Origin of the sequence: Salegentibacter maritimus, from assembly GCF_016236975.1 — a bacterium.
Lineage (GTDB): Bacteria > Bacteroidota > Bacteroidia > Flavobacteriales > Flavobacteriaceae > Salegentibacter > Salegentibacter maritimus.
Map to the genome: position 1 here is coordinate 179699 of NZ_JAEHNY010000002.1, position 20116 is coordinate 199814.

Consider the following 20116-nt stretch of genomic DNA (forward strand, 5'->3'; position numbering starts at 1 on the left):
TGAAAATATTTAAATTGAAACAAAAAATGCCTCACAATTTTAAAATTGTGAGGCATTTTTTAATCTTTTAAATCTTCTTTATACCACGATTTTCTTTTTTCCTTCTATTTCGGGGTTATTATTTTCTATATCATCTATATGGGTTAAATTCTTTTTATGATCTTTTTTAAAATAGCTGTAAGCAGCCACGCCCGCACCAGCAGCTAGCGCACCAACGGCAAAAACACCGGCAGGTTTCCTGAGAATTATTTTTCCTGCTTTATAAATAACAGCTCTCTTAAGCCACACTATCCCATTTTCAATTACCTGATTATTCATAATTTTGTTTTATTACTTAGTACTGATTTACACTTTCAATATCGTAGTAATCACTTGATAATAACGTTAAAAAGTTTTCAAATAACACAGTTTTAACTTCTTTAGGCCAGTAAGTATTGATAATTAGAAATAAAAAAAGAGGCCAATATTAGCCTCTTTTATAATACTTTAAAAGCATCTTAATAGCTTTCTACTTCTATAGTTCTAGGTTGCGAGTGTTTATTCTTTTTCCAAACAAATGTGTAAAAATACATAAGGGTAAATGTTGGTATAATATCGGTTCCTGGAAGAATTTCTTCTAAAAAAACCAATACCGAAGCTACTTTTCCTTTTTTACCGGGGTACATATCTCCCATTTTCTTTGCAGCATATGGAGCCCATACTAAATCCAGAAACGGCCCAATTAAGGGAATTGCCACAGTAATCATCCCTATCGCGTCATACGCAAGGCTTTTTACAAATAATTTATCTTTTAATAATTTCATTTTAAATGCTTTTTAAGTTAATGAAGCAAATAAAGTGCCAATTCTCTATTTTAAATCTGAGCTAATGAGCTTTAAAAATTCATTTCTGGTTTCTATTTTTTCAAATTGCCCTCTAAAGCCAGATGTTGTTGTAGCACTATTTTGTTTTTGTACGCCACGCATCATCATACACATGTGTACTGCCTCTATAACCACAGCCACTCCTTTTGGTTTCATTGTTTTATTTATACACTCCAAAATATCGTGGGTTAAGCGTTCCTGCACCTGTAACCTTCTTGCAAAAACATCTACCACCCTTGGTAACTTACTTAAACCTACAATATGGCCGTTAGGGATATAAGCTATGTGGGCTTTTCCAAAAAACGGTAGCATATGGTGTTCACACATAGAGTACAACTCAATATCTTTTACCACTACCATTTCATCATAACTCTCCTTGAACATGGCTTTTTTTAAGATGGCTTCAGCATCCATTTTATAACCCTGGGTTAAAAATTGCATGGCTTTGGCCGCTCTTTCTGGTGTTTTTTCAATTCCCTCGCGCTTCACATCCTCTCCAATACCTTCAAGGATATTTTTGTAATTTTCCTGAAGGCCACCGGTAACTTCAATATTATATTCTTCTTTAAATTTATAAGCCATTTTTATTATTTCAATTTGTCTGAAAAGACTTCGGTTAGTTTTTTTATTTTAGGGTCTATTATATATTGGCAATAGGGTTGATCTCTGTGTTCATTATAGAAATTCTGATGCTCCTTTTCGGCGATATAAAACTCTTTTGCCGAGGTAAACTCTGTAACAATCTTATTTGTAAAAACCTCTTTTTTGTCAAGTTCAGCAATTATGGATTCAGCTTGCTCTTTTTGTGATTCTGAATGATAAAACACAGCACTTCTGTATTGCGTGCCTACATCATTTTGCTGCCGATTAAGCGTGGTAGGATCATGTATTGCAAAAAAAACATATAACAATTCCTGAAAACTTATTTCCTGTGGGTTAAACTTAATTTGAATTGCTTCGGCATGACCGGTCCTTCCAGTTATTATTTCGCGATAAGCAGGATTTTTAATATTTCCACCTGTAAAACCTGAAACTACTTCCACTACTCCATTTAAACGTTGAAATACAGCTTCGGTGCACCAAAAACAACCTCCTGCTAAAGTTGCTACTTCTAAATTTCCTGAATTCATAGCTTAATTTTGTTTAGCAAATCTAAATAATTAATAAACAGAAATGATAGATTTAACTTGATTTTAATTTAATGGTATTAGTGCTTACAAATAATCATCTTAATTTAATTCATTTAAAATCATCTTTAACACCTAAAATGATCAATCTACTTGAATTCATCAAAATTATACTATCTGCCTTTCATAGAAAAACAGATGACTTGAAATTAAATAATTGAAAGTTTAACATGGAAACTCCATTCTAAAAAGATCACACGAAAAAAATAGCAATATCAAAACATATTCTATTCTTAACTTGGGCATTCTGCTTAATTTGGCTAATTTTCACCAATTCTAAAACAAACGTAAATAAGATAATAAAGATAGTAGTCTTAGCGTTATTTTGATTTCTTAAAGCCCGTGAGGGGCTTTTAATTTTGATATTAAGCCAACAAATGATTATAGCCAGGAATATTCATAAGTATTACGGAGACCTTCACGTATTAAAAGGTCTTGATCTCCATATTAAGAAAAGTGAAATTGTCTCTATAGTAGGAGCTTCCGGAGCCGGTAAAACAACTTTACTTCAAATTTTAGGAACCTTAGATAAACCAGAGAAAAATAAAGCCTCTTCTCTTAAAATTAACGATACCAATATTTATCAACTTTCTTCAAAGGAATTATCTAAATTTAGAAATAAGAATATTGGTTTTATTTTTCAATTTCATCAACTACTGCCTGAGTTTACTGCACTGGAAAATATTTGTATCCCGGCTTATATTCACAATACACCAAAGAAAACTGCCGAAGAACGTGCAATGGAGCTTTTAGGCTTCCTGGGACTTAAAAACAGGGCTAATCATAAACCGGGAGAGCTTAGTGGTGGTGAACAGCAGCGTATTGCGGTAGCCCGCGCACTTATTAATAATCCTTCAGTTATTTTCGCCGATGAACCATCGGGAAATTTAGATACAGAATCTGCCGAAAACCTTCATCAGCTTTTTTTTAAACTAAGGGATGAGTTTGAGCAAACTTTTGTAATCGTAACTCATAACGAGGAGCTTGCGGATATGGCCGATAGGAAAATTACCATGCAGGACGGGAAAATTATTGATAAAAAAGAAATTTAATCAACTTGAAAAAAAGTGAACTGAAATCTTTTCTGGATTTCAAAGCCGAACAATACAATACCCCGGAATTTATTGAAACAGATCCAATACAAATTCCACATCTGTTCAGTAAAAAGGAAGATATTGAGATTGCCGGATTTCTTACCGCAACAATTGCCTGGGGCAATAGAAAGAGTATTCTTAAAAATGCCCATAGGTTAATGGAAATGCTAGACCAGAGTCCGTATGATTTTGTTTTAAATCATTCAACAAATGATCTTAAAAACCTATCTGGCTTTGTGCATCGCACCTTTAACGAAACAGATCTGAGATTTTTTATTTCAGCTTTGCAAAACATCTATAAAAACCATGGTGGGATGGAAAATGTTTTTACGAAAAATGCTGAAAAAAATTCGCTGCAATCGGCCATACACGTATTCAAAAAAAAGTTCTTTGAAATTCCACATGAGCCCAGAACACAAAAACATGTGAGTGATCCCCTCAAAAATTCGGCAGCCAAAAGAATTAACATGTATCTGCGCTGGATGGTACGCAATGATAAAACGGGAGTAGATTTTGGTTTATGGAAAAAACTTAATACTTCACAATTAAGCTGTCCTTTAGATGTCCATTCGGGGAATGTAGCACGTAAGTTAAACCTTTTAAAACGTAAAGCCAACGATGCAAAAGCTTTAACTGAGCTGGATAGTTCATTAAGAGAACTTGATACTGTTGATCCTGTGAAATATGACTTTGCTCTATTTGGCTTAGGAGTTTTCGAAAAATATTAATAAAAATTTAACAAAATCCATTAAATTAGTTAAATTTGTTTCAATTCAATTATTTAGTTTATGTTAAGTCCGGCAATTCCTGAGAACGAAAGTCAACGTCTAAAGGCGCTTCAGGATGCTAATATTTTATATAGTCCTTCCCAGGAGGAGTTTGATAATATCACACAATTAGCTTCCTTTATATGCAAGACACCAGTTTCCCTTATTTCATTGGTTGGGGAACACGAGCAATGGTTTAAGTCTAAGTACGGCACTGAATTATGCTCCTCGAAACGTGATATCTCTTTTTGTAGCCATGCAATTTTAAATCCGGAAGATTTAATGGAGGTTCAGGATACAAGACTGGATAAACGTTTTGTAGACAATCCGTTTGTACTTGCAAAAAATGAGCCTATTCTTTATTATGCCGGCATGCCTTTAAAGGATTTTAACAGGATGCCATTAGGCACACTTTGCGTGATAGATACCAAACCCAACAAACTGGATGAAAATCAAAAAAAGGCTTTAAAATCTCTTGCCAAACAGGTTGAAATTCTTCTGGAGCTAAAAAGAAAAAATGATTACCTGGAGAATGTAAAAAAAGAATTGAACGACCATAATGCTATGCTAAAAAACTTTGCAGGTGTCGTTTCTCATGATATGAAAATGCCATTGGCAAACATGATTATAACTGCTGATATTCTTAAAGCTAAATTTGGTGAAAAGCTAGGAGTTGAAGGTTTATCTTATTTAAAAAACCTAAAACAAGCCGGATTAAGACTTAGTGGCTACATAAATGGTATTCTAGACCATTACGAAAGCGATAGTATTGCTGCCTCAAATTGTGAAGAATTTGATGTTCATCAGTTATTGGAGGAAATTATAGACATCCTAAATATTACCGAAGATTGTATAATAAACCTACCGGAAAATAACACCATAATTAGTTCTAACCGGGCGGCTTTAGAACAAATATTTTTAAACCTACTGGGTAACAGCCTTAAATATAATGACAAGCCAAAAATTATAATTGATATTGAGTTCTCGCAAACTCCAGATTTTTATTATTTCAGCGTAAAAGATAATGGGATTGGGATTCCGAAGGAAAAAGAAGAAGATATTTTTAAACTTTTTACCATTGTAGCTAAAAGTGATCGTTCTGGTAATAAAGGAAATGGCATCGGATTGTCTACGGTAAAAAGACTGGTTGGCAATTTAGGTGGAAATTTAAATATAGAGTCTGAAATTGGTAAAGGCACCAGGTTTAATTTTTCCATTAGACGAAAGCTTTCATAAAACTTATCCTTTTAATAGAGGGAAAGATTTTTTATCTTATAGGTTATAACCTTTAAAAGATATGCAGCAACACTATATTTCTTCAAAAGAAAAATCACGTAGGGCAGCTCTTGCTGAATATGCAATCTTTAATTCGGGAGAAGATAAAGATTATGACCAGCTAACCTTTTTAGCAGCACAAATATGCCGGGTTCCAGTAGCAAAAATTAGTATTATTGGTAAAAACAAGATTTGGTACAAATCTATTTATGGCGCTCAGCAAGACAGGATATCCAGAGAAAATACTTTTTGCGAGCATACCATTTGGGCCGAGAAAAAAATCTTAATAATTAATAGCAAAGATCAACCCATAATTTTTGAAAAAGCCAAAGCGATTTACTCACAGGAATACCATTTCTATGCCGGTGTGCCTTTACTGAGCGAGAATGGCCACGCAATAGCCGTATTTTGCATTTTTGACACAGAAATTAGAAGTTTAGATCAGGTACAAAAAAAATCATTACTGGCTTTAGCTAACCAGTGTATGAATCTTTTTGAGAGTAGAAAGCAAAAAACAAAACTGCAACATATTCAGCGCAAATTAAAACAGAAATATAAAGAACTTGAAAAATTTGCCAGTCTGGTTTCCCATGATATCAAATCACCCTTAGCCAATATTATTTCTTTAACAGAATTACTAAAGGAAGAAAACAAAAAAAATCTAGATGAGCAAAGCAAACAGTATCTTGATTTTCTGGTAGAATCTTCTTATTCGCTTCGCAATTATGTAGATGGAATTTTAAAATTTTACCGTAGCGATCATATTTTGGAAAAGGATTTTGAAGACGTACACCTTCCCGGTCTACTTAAAAAAATTACTGATTTATACAGCTGGAACGAAAAGGTAGAATTTACATACCCAGATAGCGGACTTTTAAAAAATGTGAATAAGGCCGCACTTACCCAGGTTTTCATGAACCTTATAAACAATGCTTTAAAATACAACAGTAAAACTATTAGAAAAGTAGATATTGGTTTTGAAACCACAGACACTCATTATTGTTTTTCAGTAAGTGATAATGGCAATGGAATAGAAAAAGAAAATTTTAAAAAGATCTTTAAACTCTTTACTACATTAGATGTAAAAGATAGGGATGGTAATCCCGGTAGCGGAATTGGTCTTGCTACTGTAAAAAAGCATATAGAGCAAATGCAAGGCAATATAGATGTTATTTCTAAAAAAGGTAAAGGCAGTACTTTTAAATTCAAGATTAAACGCCCTTAGCTTAAATTCCATTTCCTATATTTGAAAAACTTTTTAAAACCTTATGGAATTTAAACAGCCGGAACTTCTTTACGCACTGTTTTTGCTACTTATCCCGTTGGCTGTTCATCTATTTCAATTACGTCAATTTCAAAAAGAAGATTTTACAAATGTAAAATTCCTGAAAAAAGTTATTCGCCAAACCAGAAAAAGCTCACAATTAAAGAAATGGCTGGTGTTAACTTGCAGAACATTGTTGCTAACTTTCTTAATTTTAGCGTTTGCCCAACCCTATTTTCCTGCTAAAAACCCAAAAACAAGTTCAAGGGAAAAAGTAATTTTCCTGGATAATTCTTACAGTATGCAGGCCGGCGGTAAAGACGGTGAACTCTTTACAGCAGCTATTCGGGATTTAATAAAGAATCTTCCAGAAGAGCAAGAGCTCGACCTTTTTACCCATAATGAAGAATTTAAAAATCTTTCTTCATCAAATTTAAATACTACGCTTCAAAACCTGGAATTCACCCAAAAGCCTTTAGACTTTAATACTCTTAAACTAAAAGCATCGCAATTATTTAAAGATTCTACACAAGAAAAAGATTTTATTTTTATCTCAGACTTTCAAAAAAACCTTGGAATAAATAAATCTTTAGATACAAGCTACACTTATCACTTTATACCTGTATTTCCCGAAAGCACAGAGAATATTAGTATAGACTCTATGTACATTAAGCATCGGGAAGTGAATGAAATTGATTTTCGGGTTTTGTTAAGCAGCACCGGTAATTTCAATAGTCCCCAAAGTGTCTCCCTTTTTAGTGGTGAGGATCTTTTGGCAAAAACTTCGGTAAACTTTCAGAAGGCTGATACTGTAACCGCAAACTTTAAAGTTAATCAGGTTGAAATCCCTAATGGTGTTATTAAAATTGAAGATGCTTCTTTGGATTATGACAATAGCTTATTTTTTAGCCTGAATAAGCCTAAGCCTCCTAAAGTGGTGATTATTACTGAAAATGCCGAAGCAACTTTCTTGAGACGTATTCTTAGTGGGCCGGAGTTTATTACTGAAATATTTAAAAAAGATCAGCTTGATTTTAATAAACTAAACACTGCCGATCTTATAATCTTGAATGAACTTGAATCTATTTCAGGGCCGTTACAAACAAACTTAACCAACCTACATGGTAATGCGGTCCCACTGGTAGTTATTCCATCAACTAATAGTAATCTTAATTCTTATAATAGCTTTCTTAATAGGTTGAATGCTCCCCAATATTCTGAAGTAAAAACAAGAGAAGCCCTAATCACCGAATTGGCTTTTGACCATCCGTTACTTCAGGGGGTGTTTCAGGAAAAAGTTGAGAATTTTGATTATCCTAAGGTGCAAACGTACCATAAAGTACAAAATGGAAATAAAATTATTTCTTTTCAGGATAATTCGGGTTTTTTAGTAGAAGAAAACGAAGTTTTTCTATTTGCAGCAGCCCTTAATGAGAAAAATTCCAATTTCAGAAATTCACCTTTAATAGTTCCTGTAATTTACAATATAGGGCTCAAAGCTTTTAAAAGTCCAAATTTATACTACGAAACGGGTAAAAATGAAAAAATTAGAATTCCAATCGATGCCCAAAAAGATAAGGTTGTTCATGTTATTTCAGAAAACATAGATTTTATACCTAAGCAAAGATCTCTTGGTAACACGGTAGTTATAAGTACAGATTTACTGGAAGTCCCATCCGGGAATTATACCGTAGAATACAATAAAAATCCAAAAGCTTACCTTAGCTTTAATGCCCTCAGAAACGAAAGTGATTTGGAGTATTTTCTCCCCGAAAATGCAAAAAACATACATATTTACCAGGATATAAACACTTATTTTAATGAGCTAAAACTAGCCAGCCAAAGCAATGAGCTTTGGAAAAGCTTTGTTATTTTTGCATTGATATTTTTAATCATAGAGATGCTACTTTTAAAATATCTAAAATAACCAGTGCGGTAATAGACTTTAAATCTATACAGGAATTAGGTTATAAGCGCGTAATAAAATTCCCGATTTGGGATTAAATTTATAAAGAAATGAGACTACTATTAAAATCGGCCACTATCATCGATAAGCAATCGGTTTACCACAATAAAAAACAAGACATTTTAATTGAAAACGGAATAATTAAAGAGATTGCAGAAGAGATTTCCATCACGGTCGATAAGGTAATAGACAAAAAGAACCTTCATGTTTCCAGAGGATGGTTTGATAGTAGTGTTAGCTTTGGGGAACCCGGTTTTGAAGAAAGGGAAACCATAGCAAACGGATTAGACACTGCTGCTAAAAGTGGTTTTAGCAGTATTGCCTTAAACCCCAATACTGCTCCGGTTATTGATAATAACGGGGCAATAACATCGGTTAAATCCAAGGCGGCCCATCACCCGGTTAAGCTATTTCCTATTGGTGCGCTTAGCCTTAAAGGAGAGGGTGTGGACCTTGCCGAGCTCTATGATATGAAACAAGGCGGTGCGGTAGCATTTGGCGATTATAAAAGCCCTATTAAAAACCCAAATTTACTTAAGATAGCACTTCAATATGCACAAAATTTTGATGCGCTTGTACAATCCTTCCCTCAAGAAAATCGCATTGCCGGAAAAGGAATGGTAAATGAAGGACAAAGTAGTACTTCGTTGGGATTGAAGGGAATTCCTAATTTAGCAGAAGAGCTGCAAATTACTCGAGATCTTTATTTATTGGAGTATACCGGTGGTAAAATACATATCCCGACTATTTCAACAAAAAAATCTGTAGCACTCATTAGGGAGGCCAAAAACAAAGGTTTGGACGTTAGCTGTAGTGTTGCCGTTCATAATTTAATTTTCACCGATGAACTCCTACAGGATTTTGACACAAATACTAAGGTTTTACCACCCCTAAGAATAAAAGAGGATACTGAAGCTTTAATTGCAGGTGTAAAAGATGGCACTATAGATATGGTTACCAGTGACCACAACCCTATCGACTCTGAAAACAAAAAAGTAGAATTTGACAATGCACTATATGGCACTATTGGCCTGGAATCTGCATTTGGTGCTTTAAACACCTTGTTTTCTACCGAAGAAGTGATTGAAATCTTAACTAAGGGAAAACAACGTTTTGGTTTAAAAGATGTAGCAATAGAAGAAGGAAATGTTGCCGATTTAACATTGTTTGATCCAGACAAGCAATATAAATTCACTGAAGTTCATATTTTTTCAACCTCGCAAAACAGTATATTTAAATCCTATTCGCTTAAAGGTAAAGCCTTTGGTATAATTACTAAAACGGGGGATTTCGGTTTATAATTCCGGGCTAAATTTAATATCTTTGTTTTACAAATTAATAGTTATGAAAACAGTGGTCGAAGAAGGAAAAACGGCGGCTATAGTGGCCTATATTACAATAATTGGTACAATAATAGCCTATTTCATGAATAATGACCATAAAAATCCTTTTGCTTCATTTCACATAAGGCAGGCCTTTGGTATCCATATTACTTTTTACGTGCTGGGAGTTTTGGTTGGTTTATTTGACAGCTGGCTAATTTCATCGGCCTTTTATGTTTTTATTGCCGTTTCGGGTATTTATGGGCTGGTGATGGCAATACAGGGCGAACAAAAGGAAGTACCAATTCTTGGTGCTTATTTTCAAAAATGGTTTAGTACAATACAATAAATGAATACCAAAGAACTTTCCCTTCAACATCTTATTAGAAAACCTAAAGTAGCTTCAGAAAATCCACCGTTGCTTTTAATGTTGCATGGATATGGGAGCGATGAAAAAGATCTCTTTTCTTTTGCTGAAGAATTACCCGATGAATTATTTGTGGTTTCAGTAAAAGCGCCTTACGCAATGCAGCCTTATGGAAACGCATGGTATGCGATTCACTGGGATAACCAGGAAGGTAAATTTAGCGATGATGAACAAGCCAAAGAATCTCGTGAAAAAATAGTTGATTTTATTGATGAAGCTGTTGAAGCCTACCAGTTAGATGCTAAAAATGTGACACTTTTAGGCTTTAGCCAGGGTAGCATTTTAAGCTATGCCGTAGCACTCTCCTACCCCAATAAGGTTAAAAATATAGTTGCGTTAAGCGGTTATATTAACGAAGGAATACTAAAACCGGGTTTCGAGAAAAACGATTTTTCTAACCTGGCGTTTTATTGTTCTCACGGTTCGGTAGATCAGGTTATACCTGTAGAGTGGGCCCGTAAAACCAAGCCTGTTTTAGACACGCTTAATATTGAAAACAGCTATTCAGAATTTCCGGTGGGTCACGGAGTAGCCCCGCAAAATTTCTTTGAATTACGGGAATGGCTTAAAAAGAGAATCTAATTTACAGGGTATAAAAACGATTTTTCTGCAGTAAGGTTTAATTTTCCTTTTTCATCTACCTCGTAGGTAAAAAACACCTCGCCCCAATACTTTCCATCGGTAAAGTCGGCGATGATCCATTTATGGTTTAAAATCTTGATTTTGTTGATACGCATACTGCCTTCCATCCCGGCAAAAGGAACAAAAGCATTATCATTATCTACCTTATTTTGGCTTATCAGTTCATTCTCTATAGTTTCGGCAATAGTTGCTGCCTCTATTCCCCTATTTTCAAAATAGCTCATCGCATCTTCATTATCGAGTAAAGAGAAATAAGCTGTTCCTTCGTTTTCTTCAGCTAAAGAATCATTTTCAAACTCAAGCCGCTCCACCTCGCTTTTCAATTCCTTAATAGTTTCATCTCTAGAATCCAGTATTTTTTTATCGTTCACATAGATGAAAATGGTAAACAAAAGAGAAAAAATAAAAAGATAGAGTACTAAATTTTTCCGCATATTAAAGAGTGATTTCAAGATTATCGTAAGCTAAAAAAACATTTTCAGGAAGCTTTTCCTGTACTTGGTCATGAAAGCCAAGTAAATGGCTTATATGTGTTAAGTAAGCTCGTTCTGGCTTAACCCGATCAATAAAAGCCAGAGCTTCTTCCAGGTTTAAATGAGAATGATGTGGTTCAATTCGTAAAGCCGTAACTACTAATACTTTTACACCATCCAGTTTTTGAATTTCTTTTTCTTCAATAGATTTTAGATCTGTGAGATAAGCAAAATCTTTAAGCCTAAAACCAAAAACCTGCAAACGATTATGTTTATAATCTATTGGAATAATTTTTAAATCATTAAAGAAAAAAGGTTTGTTTTCAATTTCATTTTCAATTACACCTGGAGCACCGGGGTACTTATTGGTAGAAGTAAAAATATATTCAAAGCGTTTTCGCAGTGAATTCAATACACGTTTATGGGCAAAAACCGGAATATCTCCCTGCCTAAAAAAGAAAGGCCTAATATCATCTAAACCGGCAGTATGGTCGTTATGCTCATGGGTATATAATATGGCATCTAGTTTTTCTATAGGGTTTGTCAACATTTGCATCCTAAAATCGGGGCCACAATCTATAAGTATATTATTGCCCTCCCACTTAACTAAAACCGATACACGTAAGCGTTTGTCTTTAGGGTTCTTACTAAGACATACCGGATGCTTACTACCAATTATTGGGATTCCCTGAGAGGTGCCAGTGCCTAAAAAAATTACTTCCAAGAATTACATGTTTTGCTGCAAAAGTAAAGATTATTTTTTTCTATACCCTACTGTTTTTAGTACCTTTGGTATACACAAAAAAGAAATCACACTTAAAGAAGAAATTATGCCAATTACAATAATGGGCGATAAGGAATTTGAAAATGTTCCCTCTATAAAAAGTAAAGCGCTACGCATTAATTTAAATGAAAACATCTACGGAACTTTTTCTGAAATTGGTGCCGGGCAGGAAACTGTGAGAAATTTTTTCAGGGCAGGTGGCGCTTCGGGTACTATTGCGAAAGCCATGAGCGCTTATGATAAAGATTTTAGTGATGCAATTTATGGAGTTGAAAACGATCGAAGATATGTAACTGAAGCTCGATTAAAAAAAATGCTTTCTCACGAAATTGGCTTAATAGAACAGCGAATTTCTCGTGAAAAACATCCTAATAAACTTTTTTTTAGCTATGCCAACACCGTGGCGACCATAGACTTTGCCAAAAAATATAAAGGCCATGGTTGGGTAGGAATTAAATATCAGGTAAGGCCTGAAGAAGATTATAATGAAATTAGCTTACACGTAAGATTTCACGAAAATGATGCAAGACATCAGCAGAATACTTTAGGTATACTGGGTGTTAATCTTATTTATGGTGCTTATTATAAATATGATAATCCCAAAAAACTACTACGCTATTTGTACGATCATATAGACAAAGATCAAATAGAAATTGATACTATAAATTTTAGCGGCCCCAGGTTTGAAGGGGTAGACAACCGCTTAATGAGCCTACAATTAGTAAAAAACGGGATGACAGATGCCGTTATGTTTGCTCCCGATGGGAATAACGTACTTCCGGCCAAAATTTTATACAAAAAAAATATTCTGGCATTTCGCGGAAGTTTTAGACCCGTAACCAAGGTTAATATGGATATGTATGAGCGTTCGCTCGAGCTATTTTTAAAGGAAAGTAAGGTTGAAAAAGAAAACACCGAAGTTATTTTTGAAATCACACTTTCTAACTTAAGGGCTGAGGGTGAAATAGATGAACGTGATTTTATGGACAGGGCAGAGCTTTTATGCTCCCTGGGACAAACCGTAATGATATCTAACTTCCAGGAATACTATCGTGTAGTTGAATATTTCTCAAGATATTCAAAACAACGAATGGGATTAAGTATGGGAGTAAATAACCTTATTGATGTATTTGATGAAAAGTATTACAGGCACTTAAGTGGTGGGATCCTGGAAGCTTTTGGAAAATTATTCTTTAAAGACCTTAAGGTTTACCTCTACCCTCTTAAAGATCCTGAAACAGGCGAAATTACTACCAGTGACAACCTAAAAGTTCATCCAAGAATGAAGGAATTGTATAAATTCTTTAAATACAATGGCAGGGTTGAGGATATTAAAAATTACAATCCTGAAATCCTTGACATTTATTCCAGGGAAGTATTGCAAATGATTAATGAAGGTAAAGAAGGTTGGGAAGATATGTTGCCTGAAAAAACCACAAAAATGATTAAAGAACATAATCTTTTTCATTATAAAGAGAGCAAGAAAAAGGCAAAAACTGAAGCCTAAAAAGTTAGACATTAAACATAAAAAAATCCGGATGATTATATAAATTATCCGGATTTTTTATTTCAGCTTTGAAAGCTCTAGGCTATTCGCTTTATTCTAGCACCAATATTTTTAAGGCGTTCTTCTATATTTTCGTAGCCTCTATCTATTTGTTCTATATTATGGATAGTAGATGTTCCTTTGGCAGAAAGCGCAGCTATAAGCAAAGAAATACCCGCCCTAATATCTGGCGAAGTCATAGTAGTAGCTTTTAACTGAGACTGGAAATCGTGCCCAATTACGGTTGCACGGTGCGGATCACATAAAATAATCTTTGCCCCCATATCAATGAGCTTATCAACAAAAAACAAACGACTCTCAAACATTTTTTGGTGAATAAGTACACTACCACGCGCTTGTGTAGCCACTACCAGCAAAATACTAAGTAAATCTGGAGTAAACCCAGGCCATGGCGCATCACTAATATTCATTATAGAACCATCGATAAAGCTTTGTACTTCATAACCATTGGTATGTGCAGGGATAAAAATATCGTCCCCTTTCCGTTCAATAGTTATTCCCAATTTTCTAAAAGTAGTTGGAATAATACCTAACATATCCCAGCGAACATCCTTTATGGTAATTTCGCTCTTAGTCATTGCTGCCAGGCCTATCCACGATCCTATCTCAATCATATCGGGAAGGATGCGGTGTTCACAACCTTTTAAAGAATCTACACCTTCTATAGTTAAGAGATTAGAACCTACACCACTTATCTTTGCCCCCATGGCATTAAGCATGGCGCAAAGTTGTTGTAAATAAGGTTCACAAGCAGCATTATAAATAGTAGTAGTACCACTGGCAAGAACAGCTGCCATCACAATATTGGCTGTACCGGTAACCGATGCTTCTTCCAGGAGCATAAAGTCTCCTTTTAGTCCGTTTGGAGCTTCAACCCCATAAAAACGTTCTTCTTTATTATATCTAAATTGAGCTCCTAGTTTTATAAATCCTTCAAAATGGGTATCTAGCCTTCTTCGCCCAATTTTATCACCTCCCGGCTTTGGAATAAATCCTTTACCGAACCTAGCCAATAAAGGGCCAACAATCATAATAGATCCTCTAAGCCCACTACCATCTATTTTAAACTGTGCACTGCTTAAATAGTCTAAATCGAGATCGTCACTCTTAAAAGAGTAACTACCTTTTCCTAGTTTTTTAATTTTAACTCCAAGATTTTCAAGAAGTTTAATCAGTTTATTTACATCCAGAATATCTGGTATATTATTAATTACTACCTCTTCAGAGGTTAATAATACGGCACAAAGAATTTGCAGGGCTTCGTTTTTGGCTCCTTGTGGCTGAATTTCTCCACTAAGTTGCTGCCCGCCTTCAATTTGGAAAGTTCCCATGAAAGTAAAATGTTTTTTTAGTAGCGCTTACGTCCGGATCCTCCTTTACGGTTGGACTTTTTAGAATGATTGCTTTTACCGCTGTGTTTCTTTTTATTTCTAATTAAATTTGAAGCATCACTAAGATCTTCATCGGCATTTTTAAGGTTAATTTTACCATCACTAAGTTCTCTAAGGTGTTCAAAAATAATACTATCTTCTACCGTATCACGATTCCAGTTTAGATAAGACTTTTTCATATGGTTGGCTATTGTTAAAACCAAACCTTCTTTTAATGGCCCTTCTTCCCAATCTTTAACTTCATCTATCATTCGGTAGATATTATTCCCGTAGAAACGATATTTTGGGAAATTTTGTGGATAATCTAACATCTCGGGACGCTCTTCCAACAATTCTTTACTGGGCTTGGGAAAAGGTGATTCCACATCGAGTTTAAAATCACTAATTATAAATAACTGGTCCCATAGTTTATGCTGAAAATCGGGCACATCGCGTAGATGTGGATTCATATTTCCCATTACAGAAATTATAGATTTTGCAACCTGGTTACGTTCTTTATCGTCCTCTATCTCAACGGCTTTTTCCACCATTTTTTGAAGATGTCTCCCGTATTCAGGAATAATTAAGTGGCTCCTTTCAGAGTTATATTCTAATGCGTGTGTCAAAATTGAAATTTATATGGTAATACTTTATTCGATAATCGAGACTTAAACACCTTGAAGTTTGTTTCAAAATCAAATTTCTTCCATTTAATGCCTCTCAGGCCCTCCTTTTAGAAATTCGCCTGTGATAGTTGAGAACGGCAAAGTACTAAATATTATTGAGATAGATAAAAAATTAATAATTTAAAAAGACAGAAACTTCAAATGCTAAAAGGCAAATTTAAAAATTCTCGTTTTAAAATTTATAAGAATTATAGGGAAATTACACCCTCTACCTTTGCTGCCACTTCCTTATATTTTTCAATAACTGCATCGGGATTTCTCATACGAACATTAATTGATGCACTAATATAAGTTCCCTTTTTAGATTTTTTGGTAGTAATTACCGCTCCCATATTATCAAAAATCTCTTCAATCTTTTCTATGCGATTAGAATTAGCTGGCACTATAAACTTATATAAATATTCGGTTGGCCATAGCGAGGTATCTTGTAATTGACTTTTTAATTTACTGTAAAACTCTTCCTGATCTTTCGTTCCACTCATAGCTTTCTAACTTAAATTTAGTTTGCAAAGATACAAGGATTGCAAACATTTTTATAATCAATTTCAAATGTCGAAATTTGAAGCGTGAAAAAGCAAAAAATAGTAATAACCGGTGGCCCCGGTACAGGAAAATCTTCTATCATTCGCCAACTTGAAAAACACGGGCATGAATGTCTACATGAAATTTCAAGACAGGTTACCCTAGAAGCACAAAAGCAAGGGATTTCTCAGTTATTTCTGGAAAAGCCCGTACTTTTTAGTGAAAAATTACTGGAAGGAAGAAAAATACAGCATCGGGAAGCCGATATGATTCCTACTTCCCCTATCTTTATAGATCGCGGTATTCCAGATGTACTGGCGTATATGGATTACTTCAATACAGCATATTCAGCATATTTTACCAATGCCTGTAAAGAGTATCCTTACGATAAAATATTCTTTTTACCACCCTGGGAAGAAATTTACCAAAGTGATAACGAGCGTTACGAATCTTTTAAAGAAGCTAGTTTAATTTCAAAACACCTTTTTGAAACCTATAAGAAATATGGTTATAGCCCCATTGAGGTTCCAAAAACTTCAATTAAAGAAAGAGTTCAATTTATATTAAACCAAATTGAATAAGCTATTTGCAAGACGCACATTACATATTAAAAAAATATTGGGGACATTCGTCCTTTAGATCGCTACAGGAACCTATAATAGCAAAAGTCCTTAAGCAAAAGAATGTCCTGGCACTAATGCCAACAGGGGGCGGAAAATCACTTTGTTTTCAAATCCCGGCTTTATTACAGGAAGGAATATGCATCGTGGTCTCGCCGTTAGTGGCCTTAATGGAAAATCAGGTAAATGCCCTTCAGCAAAAGGGAATAAAAGCCATGGCTTTAACCGGGGGAATGACTTACCAGGATCTTGATACCGCCCTGGATAATTGTATCTACGGAAATTATAAATTTCTTTACCTATCGCCTGAAAGACTCCAACAAAACCTGGTGAAGGAGCGTATTAAATTGATGAACGTCAATCTAATTGCCGTAGATGAAGCACATTGTATTTCACAGTGGGGCCATGATTTTAGGCCGGCTTACCGAAATATTTGTCTATTAAAAGATTTAAAACCTGAGGTGGTATTTATAGCACTAACAGCCACTGCAACCCCTTTAGTTGTAAAAGACATTATAAAAGAGTTAGAGCTAGAAAATATAGATGTACTTAAAGACTCTTTTTATAGGGCAAATATTGCCTATAATGTATTAAAAGCGGAAGACAAATACTACCATCTTAGTAAGCTACTAAAAACTAAGAATGAACCGGCAATAATTTACGTTAGAAGCCGAAAAGCAAGTCTTGAAATTGCCGGTTTTTTAAATAAAAAGGGCTATAGTGCTGATGCGTTTCATGGTGGTTTACAGCCAAATGAAAAGACCCGAAGACTTAATGAATGGCTGGAAAACAAACACCAAATCATGGTAGCCACCACTGCTTTTGGTATGGGGATAGATAAAGCCGATGTACGCCAGGTTATTCATCTAAATCTTCCAGAATCTTTAGAAAGCTATTTTCAGGAAGCCGGAAGAGCCGGAAGAGATGGGGAAAAAGCCGTTGCCACTATTTTAACCAATAAAGGTGATATTCCGGTTTTAAAGAGTCAATTTTTGGCAAATTTACCCCAACTGGAAGATGTAAAACTGGTCTATAAAAAACTAAACACTTATTTTAGGATAGCTTATGGCGAGGGTGAACAAACCGAGCACAACTTTAGCTTTTCCAAATTTTGTGCTCAATACGAATTACCGTTTTCAAAAACTTACGAAGCTCTTCAGCTCTTGGACCGCTGTAGTATTTTGAAGCTTTCTAAAGAATTCCATAAAAAAACCAGTATCCATTTTAGCGTTTCAGGAAAGCAGCTTCAGTTTTACTTAGATCAAAATCAAAAATATGAAGAATTTGTTCGTGCACTTCTTAGGACCTATGGTGGGATTTTAGAGAATAAAACCAATATAGACCTGGCTTCAATTTGTAAAAAATCGAGTATAGATCAAAATACAGCACTTAAATACCTTGAAGAACTTGAAAAGGCTCAACTATTGGAATACGTATATGCCGAACATGATGCTACGGTTTTATTTTTGGTACCGCGGGAAGATGATTCGGTTATTTTTCCACTCGCACCCTATATAAAACAATATAATAATTCTAAAAAAGAAAAAATAGATGCGGTATTAGATTATTTGGAAAACGACAATTTATGCCGAAGCAGACAACTTCTAGCCTATTTTGGAGAAGAAAAAGCAGGAGACTGTAAAATTTGTTCTGTATGCCAAAAAAACGTAACACCGCTAACGCGAGAAGTTAAAAATGCTATTTATATAGCGATTACAAAAGTTTTAAAAATTAAAAATGCTTCATCCCGGGAACTAACTGAAGCAATAAATTACCCTGAAGATCAGGTTTTAGAGGTTTTACGCCTATTAATAGACAAAGAAATAATTTTCAGAGAAACGGGGAATATCTATAAAATAAAAAATTGATGAGTGAAATAAGAATAGTATTTATGGGAACACCAGACTTTGCTGTTGCAAGTTTAAGTAGCATATTAGAAGCTGGGTATAATGTGGTAGGTGTAATTACCGCTCCCGATAGGCCAGCGGGTCGTGGTAGAAAAGTACAGGAAAGTGCTGTAAAAAAATTTGCAAAAGATAAAGGATTAAAGCTCTTGCAGCCTACCAATTTAAAGGACAAAAGTTTTCTTGAAGATTTAGAAGCTTTAAACCCAACCATACAGGTGGTAGTTGCATTTAGAATGCTACCTAAAGCGGTTTGGGATTTACCAAAACTTGGAACTTTTAACCTTCACGCTTCGCTGCTTCCGCAATACAGAGGTGCAGCACCAATTAACTGGGCAATTATTAATAACGAGCCAAAAACAGGGGTTTCTACTTTTTTTCTGGATGAAAAAATTGATACCGGTGCAATGATTCTTCAGAAGGAAGTGAATATAGGTACAGAAGAAACCGTAGGTGAATTACATGATAAACTAATGGGTTTAGGGGCTCACCTGGTGGTGGAAACACTCACACTAATTGAAAAAGGAAATGTAACCCCTACCCCACAGCCGCTTAATTTAGAGCTAAAAGAAGCCCCCAAACTAACTAAGGAAAATACCAAAATTAACTGGAACGACTCTTTAGATCAAATTTACAATTTAATACGCGGACTTAATCCTTATCCCGCCGCCTGGTCTTATTTTTTTAATGGTAAAAAAGACGAAAAGGTTAAGATCTATCAATGTAAAAAAGAAAATTACGATCATAACTTAGAAAATGGTAGTATTCTCATTGAAGATAAAAAGTTGAAAGTAGCTGTGCAAGATGGCTATTTAATAATTGAAGAGTTACAACTTCCCGGAAAAAGAAAAATGGATGTAAAATCACTTTTAAATGGTTATGCCTTCCTCAATGAGGCAAAATTCTTCTAAGCCCTTATGGTTATTGAAACGGAAGAAAATCAACTAAATGGAGACTTCTTTATCAACAAAATGCCCGACTTATTAACAAAATCCTGCATTTCCCTTGATATTACTTGCACGGCCGAGAATTCCATATAAATTTGTAAGGCAATTTAACAGAATGTTTAACCAACAGTTTATTTAAAATTCAAATTATGAACAAAACAGATTTAATTGACGCAATGGCCGAAAATGCTGGTATTTCTAAAGCAGCAGCTAAAAAAGCACTAGAATCTTTCTTAGAAAACGTAGAAGGTTCTCTTAAAAAAGGAGATCGCGTTTCTTTAGTAGGATTTGGATCCTGGTCAGTTTCTAAAAGAGCTGCAAGAGAAGGAAGAAACCCACAAACCGGAAAAACTATTAAAATTGCTGCTAAAAATGTAGTTAAATTTAAAGCCGGTGCAGATTTACAAAAAGCTGTAAACTAATAATTTAAATTAGT

At 34.7% G+C, this 20116-nt stretch carries 22 protein-coding genes; 13 read left to right on the forward strand and 9 right to left on the reverse strand.

Annotated elements, in window-relative coordinates:
* Window positions 1–78: 78 nt before the first annotated feature.
* The 4 genes from I6U50_RS02765 to msrA all read right to left on the reverse strand — a co-directional run bounded on the left by I6U50_RS02765 (window position 79) and on the right by msrA (window position 1993).
* The gene (locus I6U50_RS02765; protein WP_198637771.1) at window positions 79–318 is read right to left on the reverse strand and encodes a hypothetical protein; all 240 of its coding nucleotides are present in this window, start codon (window positions 316–318) and stop codon (window positions 79–81) included.
* 179 nt (window positions 319–497) lie between these two features.
* Complete coding sequence (locus I6U50_RS02770) at window positions 498–803, reverse strand: hypothetical protein (RefSeq protein ID WP_198637772.1); 306 nt, start codon at window positions 801–803, stop codon at window positions 498–500.
* A gap of 45 nt (window positions 804–848) precedes the next feature.
* Window positions 849–1445 carry a GTP cyclohydrolase I FolE gene (gene folE, locus I6U50_RS02775; RefSeq protein ID WP_193709598.1) on the reverse strand — a complete coding sequence of 199 codons (597 nt, stop codon included), beginning with the start codon at window positions 1443–1445 and terminating at the stop codon, window positions 849–851.
* Window positions 1446–1450: 5 nt separating this feature from the next.
* Window positions 1451–1993, reverse strand: coding sequence for a peptide-methionine (S)-S-oxide reductase MsrA (gene msrA, locus I6U50_RS02780; RefSeq protein WP_198637773.1), 543 nt, complete (start codon window positions 1991–1993; stop codon window positions 1451–1453).
* Window positions 1994–2427: 434 nt separating this feature from the next.
* Here msrA and I6U50_RS02785 point away from each other — a divergent pair, with 434 nt between their 5' ends.
* The 8 genes from I6U50_RS02785 to I6U50_RS02820 all read left to right on the forward strand — a co-directional run bounded on the left by I6U50_RS02785 (window position 2428) and on the right by I6U50_RS02820 (window position 10747).
* A complete protein-coding gene (locus tag I6U50_RS02785; RefSeq protein ID WP_198637883.1) occupies window positions 2428–3102 on the forward strand; it encodes an ABC transporter ATP-binding protein in 675 nt (224 codons plus the stop codon).
* Between the two features lie 5 nt (window positions 3103–3107).
* Entirely contained in the window at window positions 3108–3872 is a 765-nt protein-coding gene (locus I6U50_RS02790) for a TIGR02757 family protein (protein WP_198637774.1), read from the forward strand.
* A gap of 60 nt (window positions 3873–3932) precedes the next feature.
* A complete protein-coding gene (locus tag I6U50_RS02795) occupies window positions 3933–5147 on the forward strand; it encodes a GAF domain-containing sensor histidine kinase (RefSeq protein ID WP_198637775.1) in 1215 nt (404 codons plus the stop codon).
* A gap of 61 nt (window positions 5148–5208) precedes the next feature.
* Window positions 5209–6411: a GAF domain-containing sensor histidine kinase gene (locus I6U50_RS02800; RefSeq protein WP_198637776.1), complete on the forward strand. Its 1203-nt coding sequence runs from the start codon at window positions 5209–5211 to the stop codon at window positions 6409–6411.
* A gap of 43 nt (window positions 6412–6454) precedes the next feature.
* The gene (locus tag I6U50_RS02805) at window positions 6455–8377 is read left to right on the forward strand and encodes a BatA domain-containing protein (protein ID WP_198637777.1); all 1923 of its coding nucleotides are present in this window, start codon (window positions 6455–6457) and stop codon (window positions 8375–8377) included.
* An 89-nt stretch (window positions 8378–8466) separates the two neighbouring features.
* Window positions 8467–9717 (forward strand): dihydroorotase, encoded by a 1251-nt coding sequence (locus I6U50_RS02810; protein ID WP_198637778.1) that lies wholly within the window; start codon window positions 8467–8469, stop codon window positions 9715–9717.
* 43 nt (window positions 9718–9760) lie between these two features.
* Window positions 9761–10087 (forward strand): DUF4870 domain-containing protein, encoded by a 327-nt coding sequence (locus I6U50_RS02815; RefSeq protein WP_198637779.1) that lies wholly within the window; start codon window positions 9761–9763, stop codon window positions 10085–10087.
* Window positions 10088–10747 carry an alpha/beta hydrolase gene (locus tag I6U50_RS02820; RefSeq protein ID WP_198637780.1) on the forward strand — a complete coding sequence of 220 codons (660 nt, stop codon included), beginning with the start codon at window positions 10088–10090 and terminating at the stop codon, window positions 10745–10747.
* Here I6U50_RS02820 and I6U50_RS02825 read toward each other — a convergent pair.
* Window positions 10744–11241, reverse strand: coding sequence for a hypothetical protein (locus tag I6U50_RS02825; protein ID WP_193709607.1), 498 nt, complete (start codon window positions 11239–11241; stop codon window positions 10744–10746). The two genes, I6U50_RS02820 and I6U50_RS02825, sit on opposite strands and share 4 nt — an antisense overlap.
* A 1-nt stretch (window position 11242) precedes the next feature.
* Entirely contained in the window at window positions 11243–12004 is a 762-nt protein-coding gene (locus I6U50_RS02830; protein WP_198637781.1) for an MBL fold metallo-hydrolase, read from the reverse strand.
* 106 nt (window positions 12005–12110) lie between these two features.
* Here I6U50_RS02830 and I6U50_RS02835 point away from each other — a divergent pair, with 106 nt between their 5' ends.
* A complete protein-coding gene (locus I6U50_RS02835; RefSeq protein WP_193709609.1) occupies window positions 12111–13571 on the forward strand; it encodes a TonB-dependent receptor in 1461 nt (486 codons plus the stop codon).
* Between the two features lie 77 nt (window positions 13572–13648).
* Here the strand turns inward: I6U50_RS02835 and murA are convergent, their stop codons facing one another.
* The 3 genes from murA to I6U50_RS02850 form a co-directional block, all read right to left on the reverse strand.
* Entirely contained in the window at window positions 13649–14962 is a 1314-nt protein-coding gene (gene murA / locus I6U50_RS02840) for a UDP-N-acetylglucosamine 1-carboxyvinyltransferase (RefSeq protein ID WP_198627210.1), read from the reverse strand.
* Between the two features lie 17 nt (window positions 14963–14979).
* On the reverse strand, window positions 14980–15627 hold the full coding sequence (locus I6U50_RS02845; RefSeq protein ID WP_198637782.1) for a DUF4290 domain-containing protein: 648 nt from the start codon (window positions 15625–15627) through the stop codon (window positions 14980–14982).
* Between the two features lie 248 nt (window positions 15628–15875).
* A complete protein-coding gene (locus I6U50_RS02850) occupies window positions 15876–16169 on the reverse strand; it encodes a DUF493 family protein (protein WP_193709612.1) in 294 nt (97 codons plus the stop codon).
* Between the two features lie 84 nt (window positions 16170–16253).
* On the opposite strand from I6U50_RS02850, the gene I6U50_RS02855 reads away from it, so the two are divergent.
* The 4 genes from I6U50_RS02855 to I6U50_RS02870 all read left to right on the forward strand — a co-directional run bounded on the left by I6U50_RS02855 (window position 16254) and on the right by I6U50_RS02870 (window position 20102).
* Window positions 16254–16790, forward strand: a complete 537-nt coding sequence (locus I6U50_RS02855) for an AAA family ATPase (protein WP_198637783.1) — start codon at window positions 16254–16256, stop codon at window positions 16788–16790.
* A 5-nt stretch (window positions 16791–16795) separates the two neighbouring features.
* Window positions 16796–18697 (forward strand): RecQ family ATP-dependent DNA helicase, encoded by a 1902-nt coding sequence (locus tag I6U50_RS02860; RefSeq protein ID WP_198637784.1) that lies wholly within the window; start codon window positions 16796–16798, stop codon window positions 18695–18697.
* Window positions 18697–19644 carry a methionyl-tRNA formyltransferase gene (gene fmt, locus I6U50_RS02865; RefSeq protein WP_198637785.1) on the forward strand — a complete coding sequence of 316 codons (948 nt, stop codon included), beginning with the start codon at window positions 18697–18699 and terminating at the stop codon, window positions 19642–19644. The genes I6U50_RS02860 and fmt overlap by 1 nt, the downstream gene beginning before the upstream one ends.
* A gap of 185 nt (window positions 19645–19829) precedes the next feature.
* Window positions 19830–20102, forward strand: coding sequence for an HU family DNA-binding protein (locus I6U50_RS02870; protein WP_057483012.1), 273 nt, complete (start codon window positions 19830–19832; stop codon window positions 20100–20102).
* The last annotated feature ends 14 nt before the right edge of the window (window positions 20103–20116 follow it).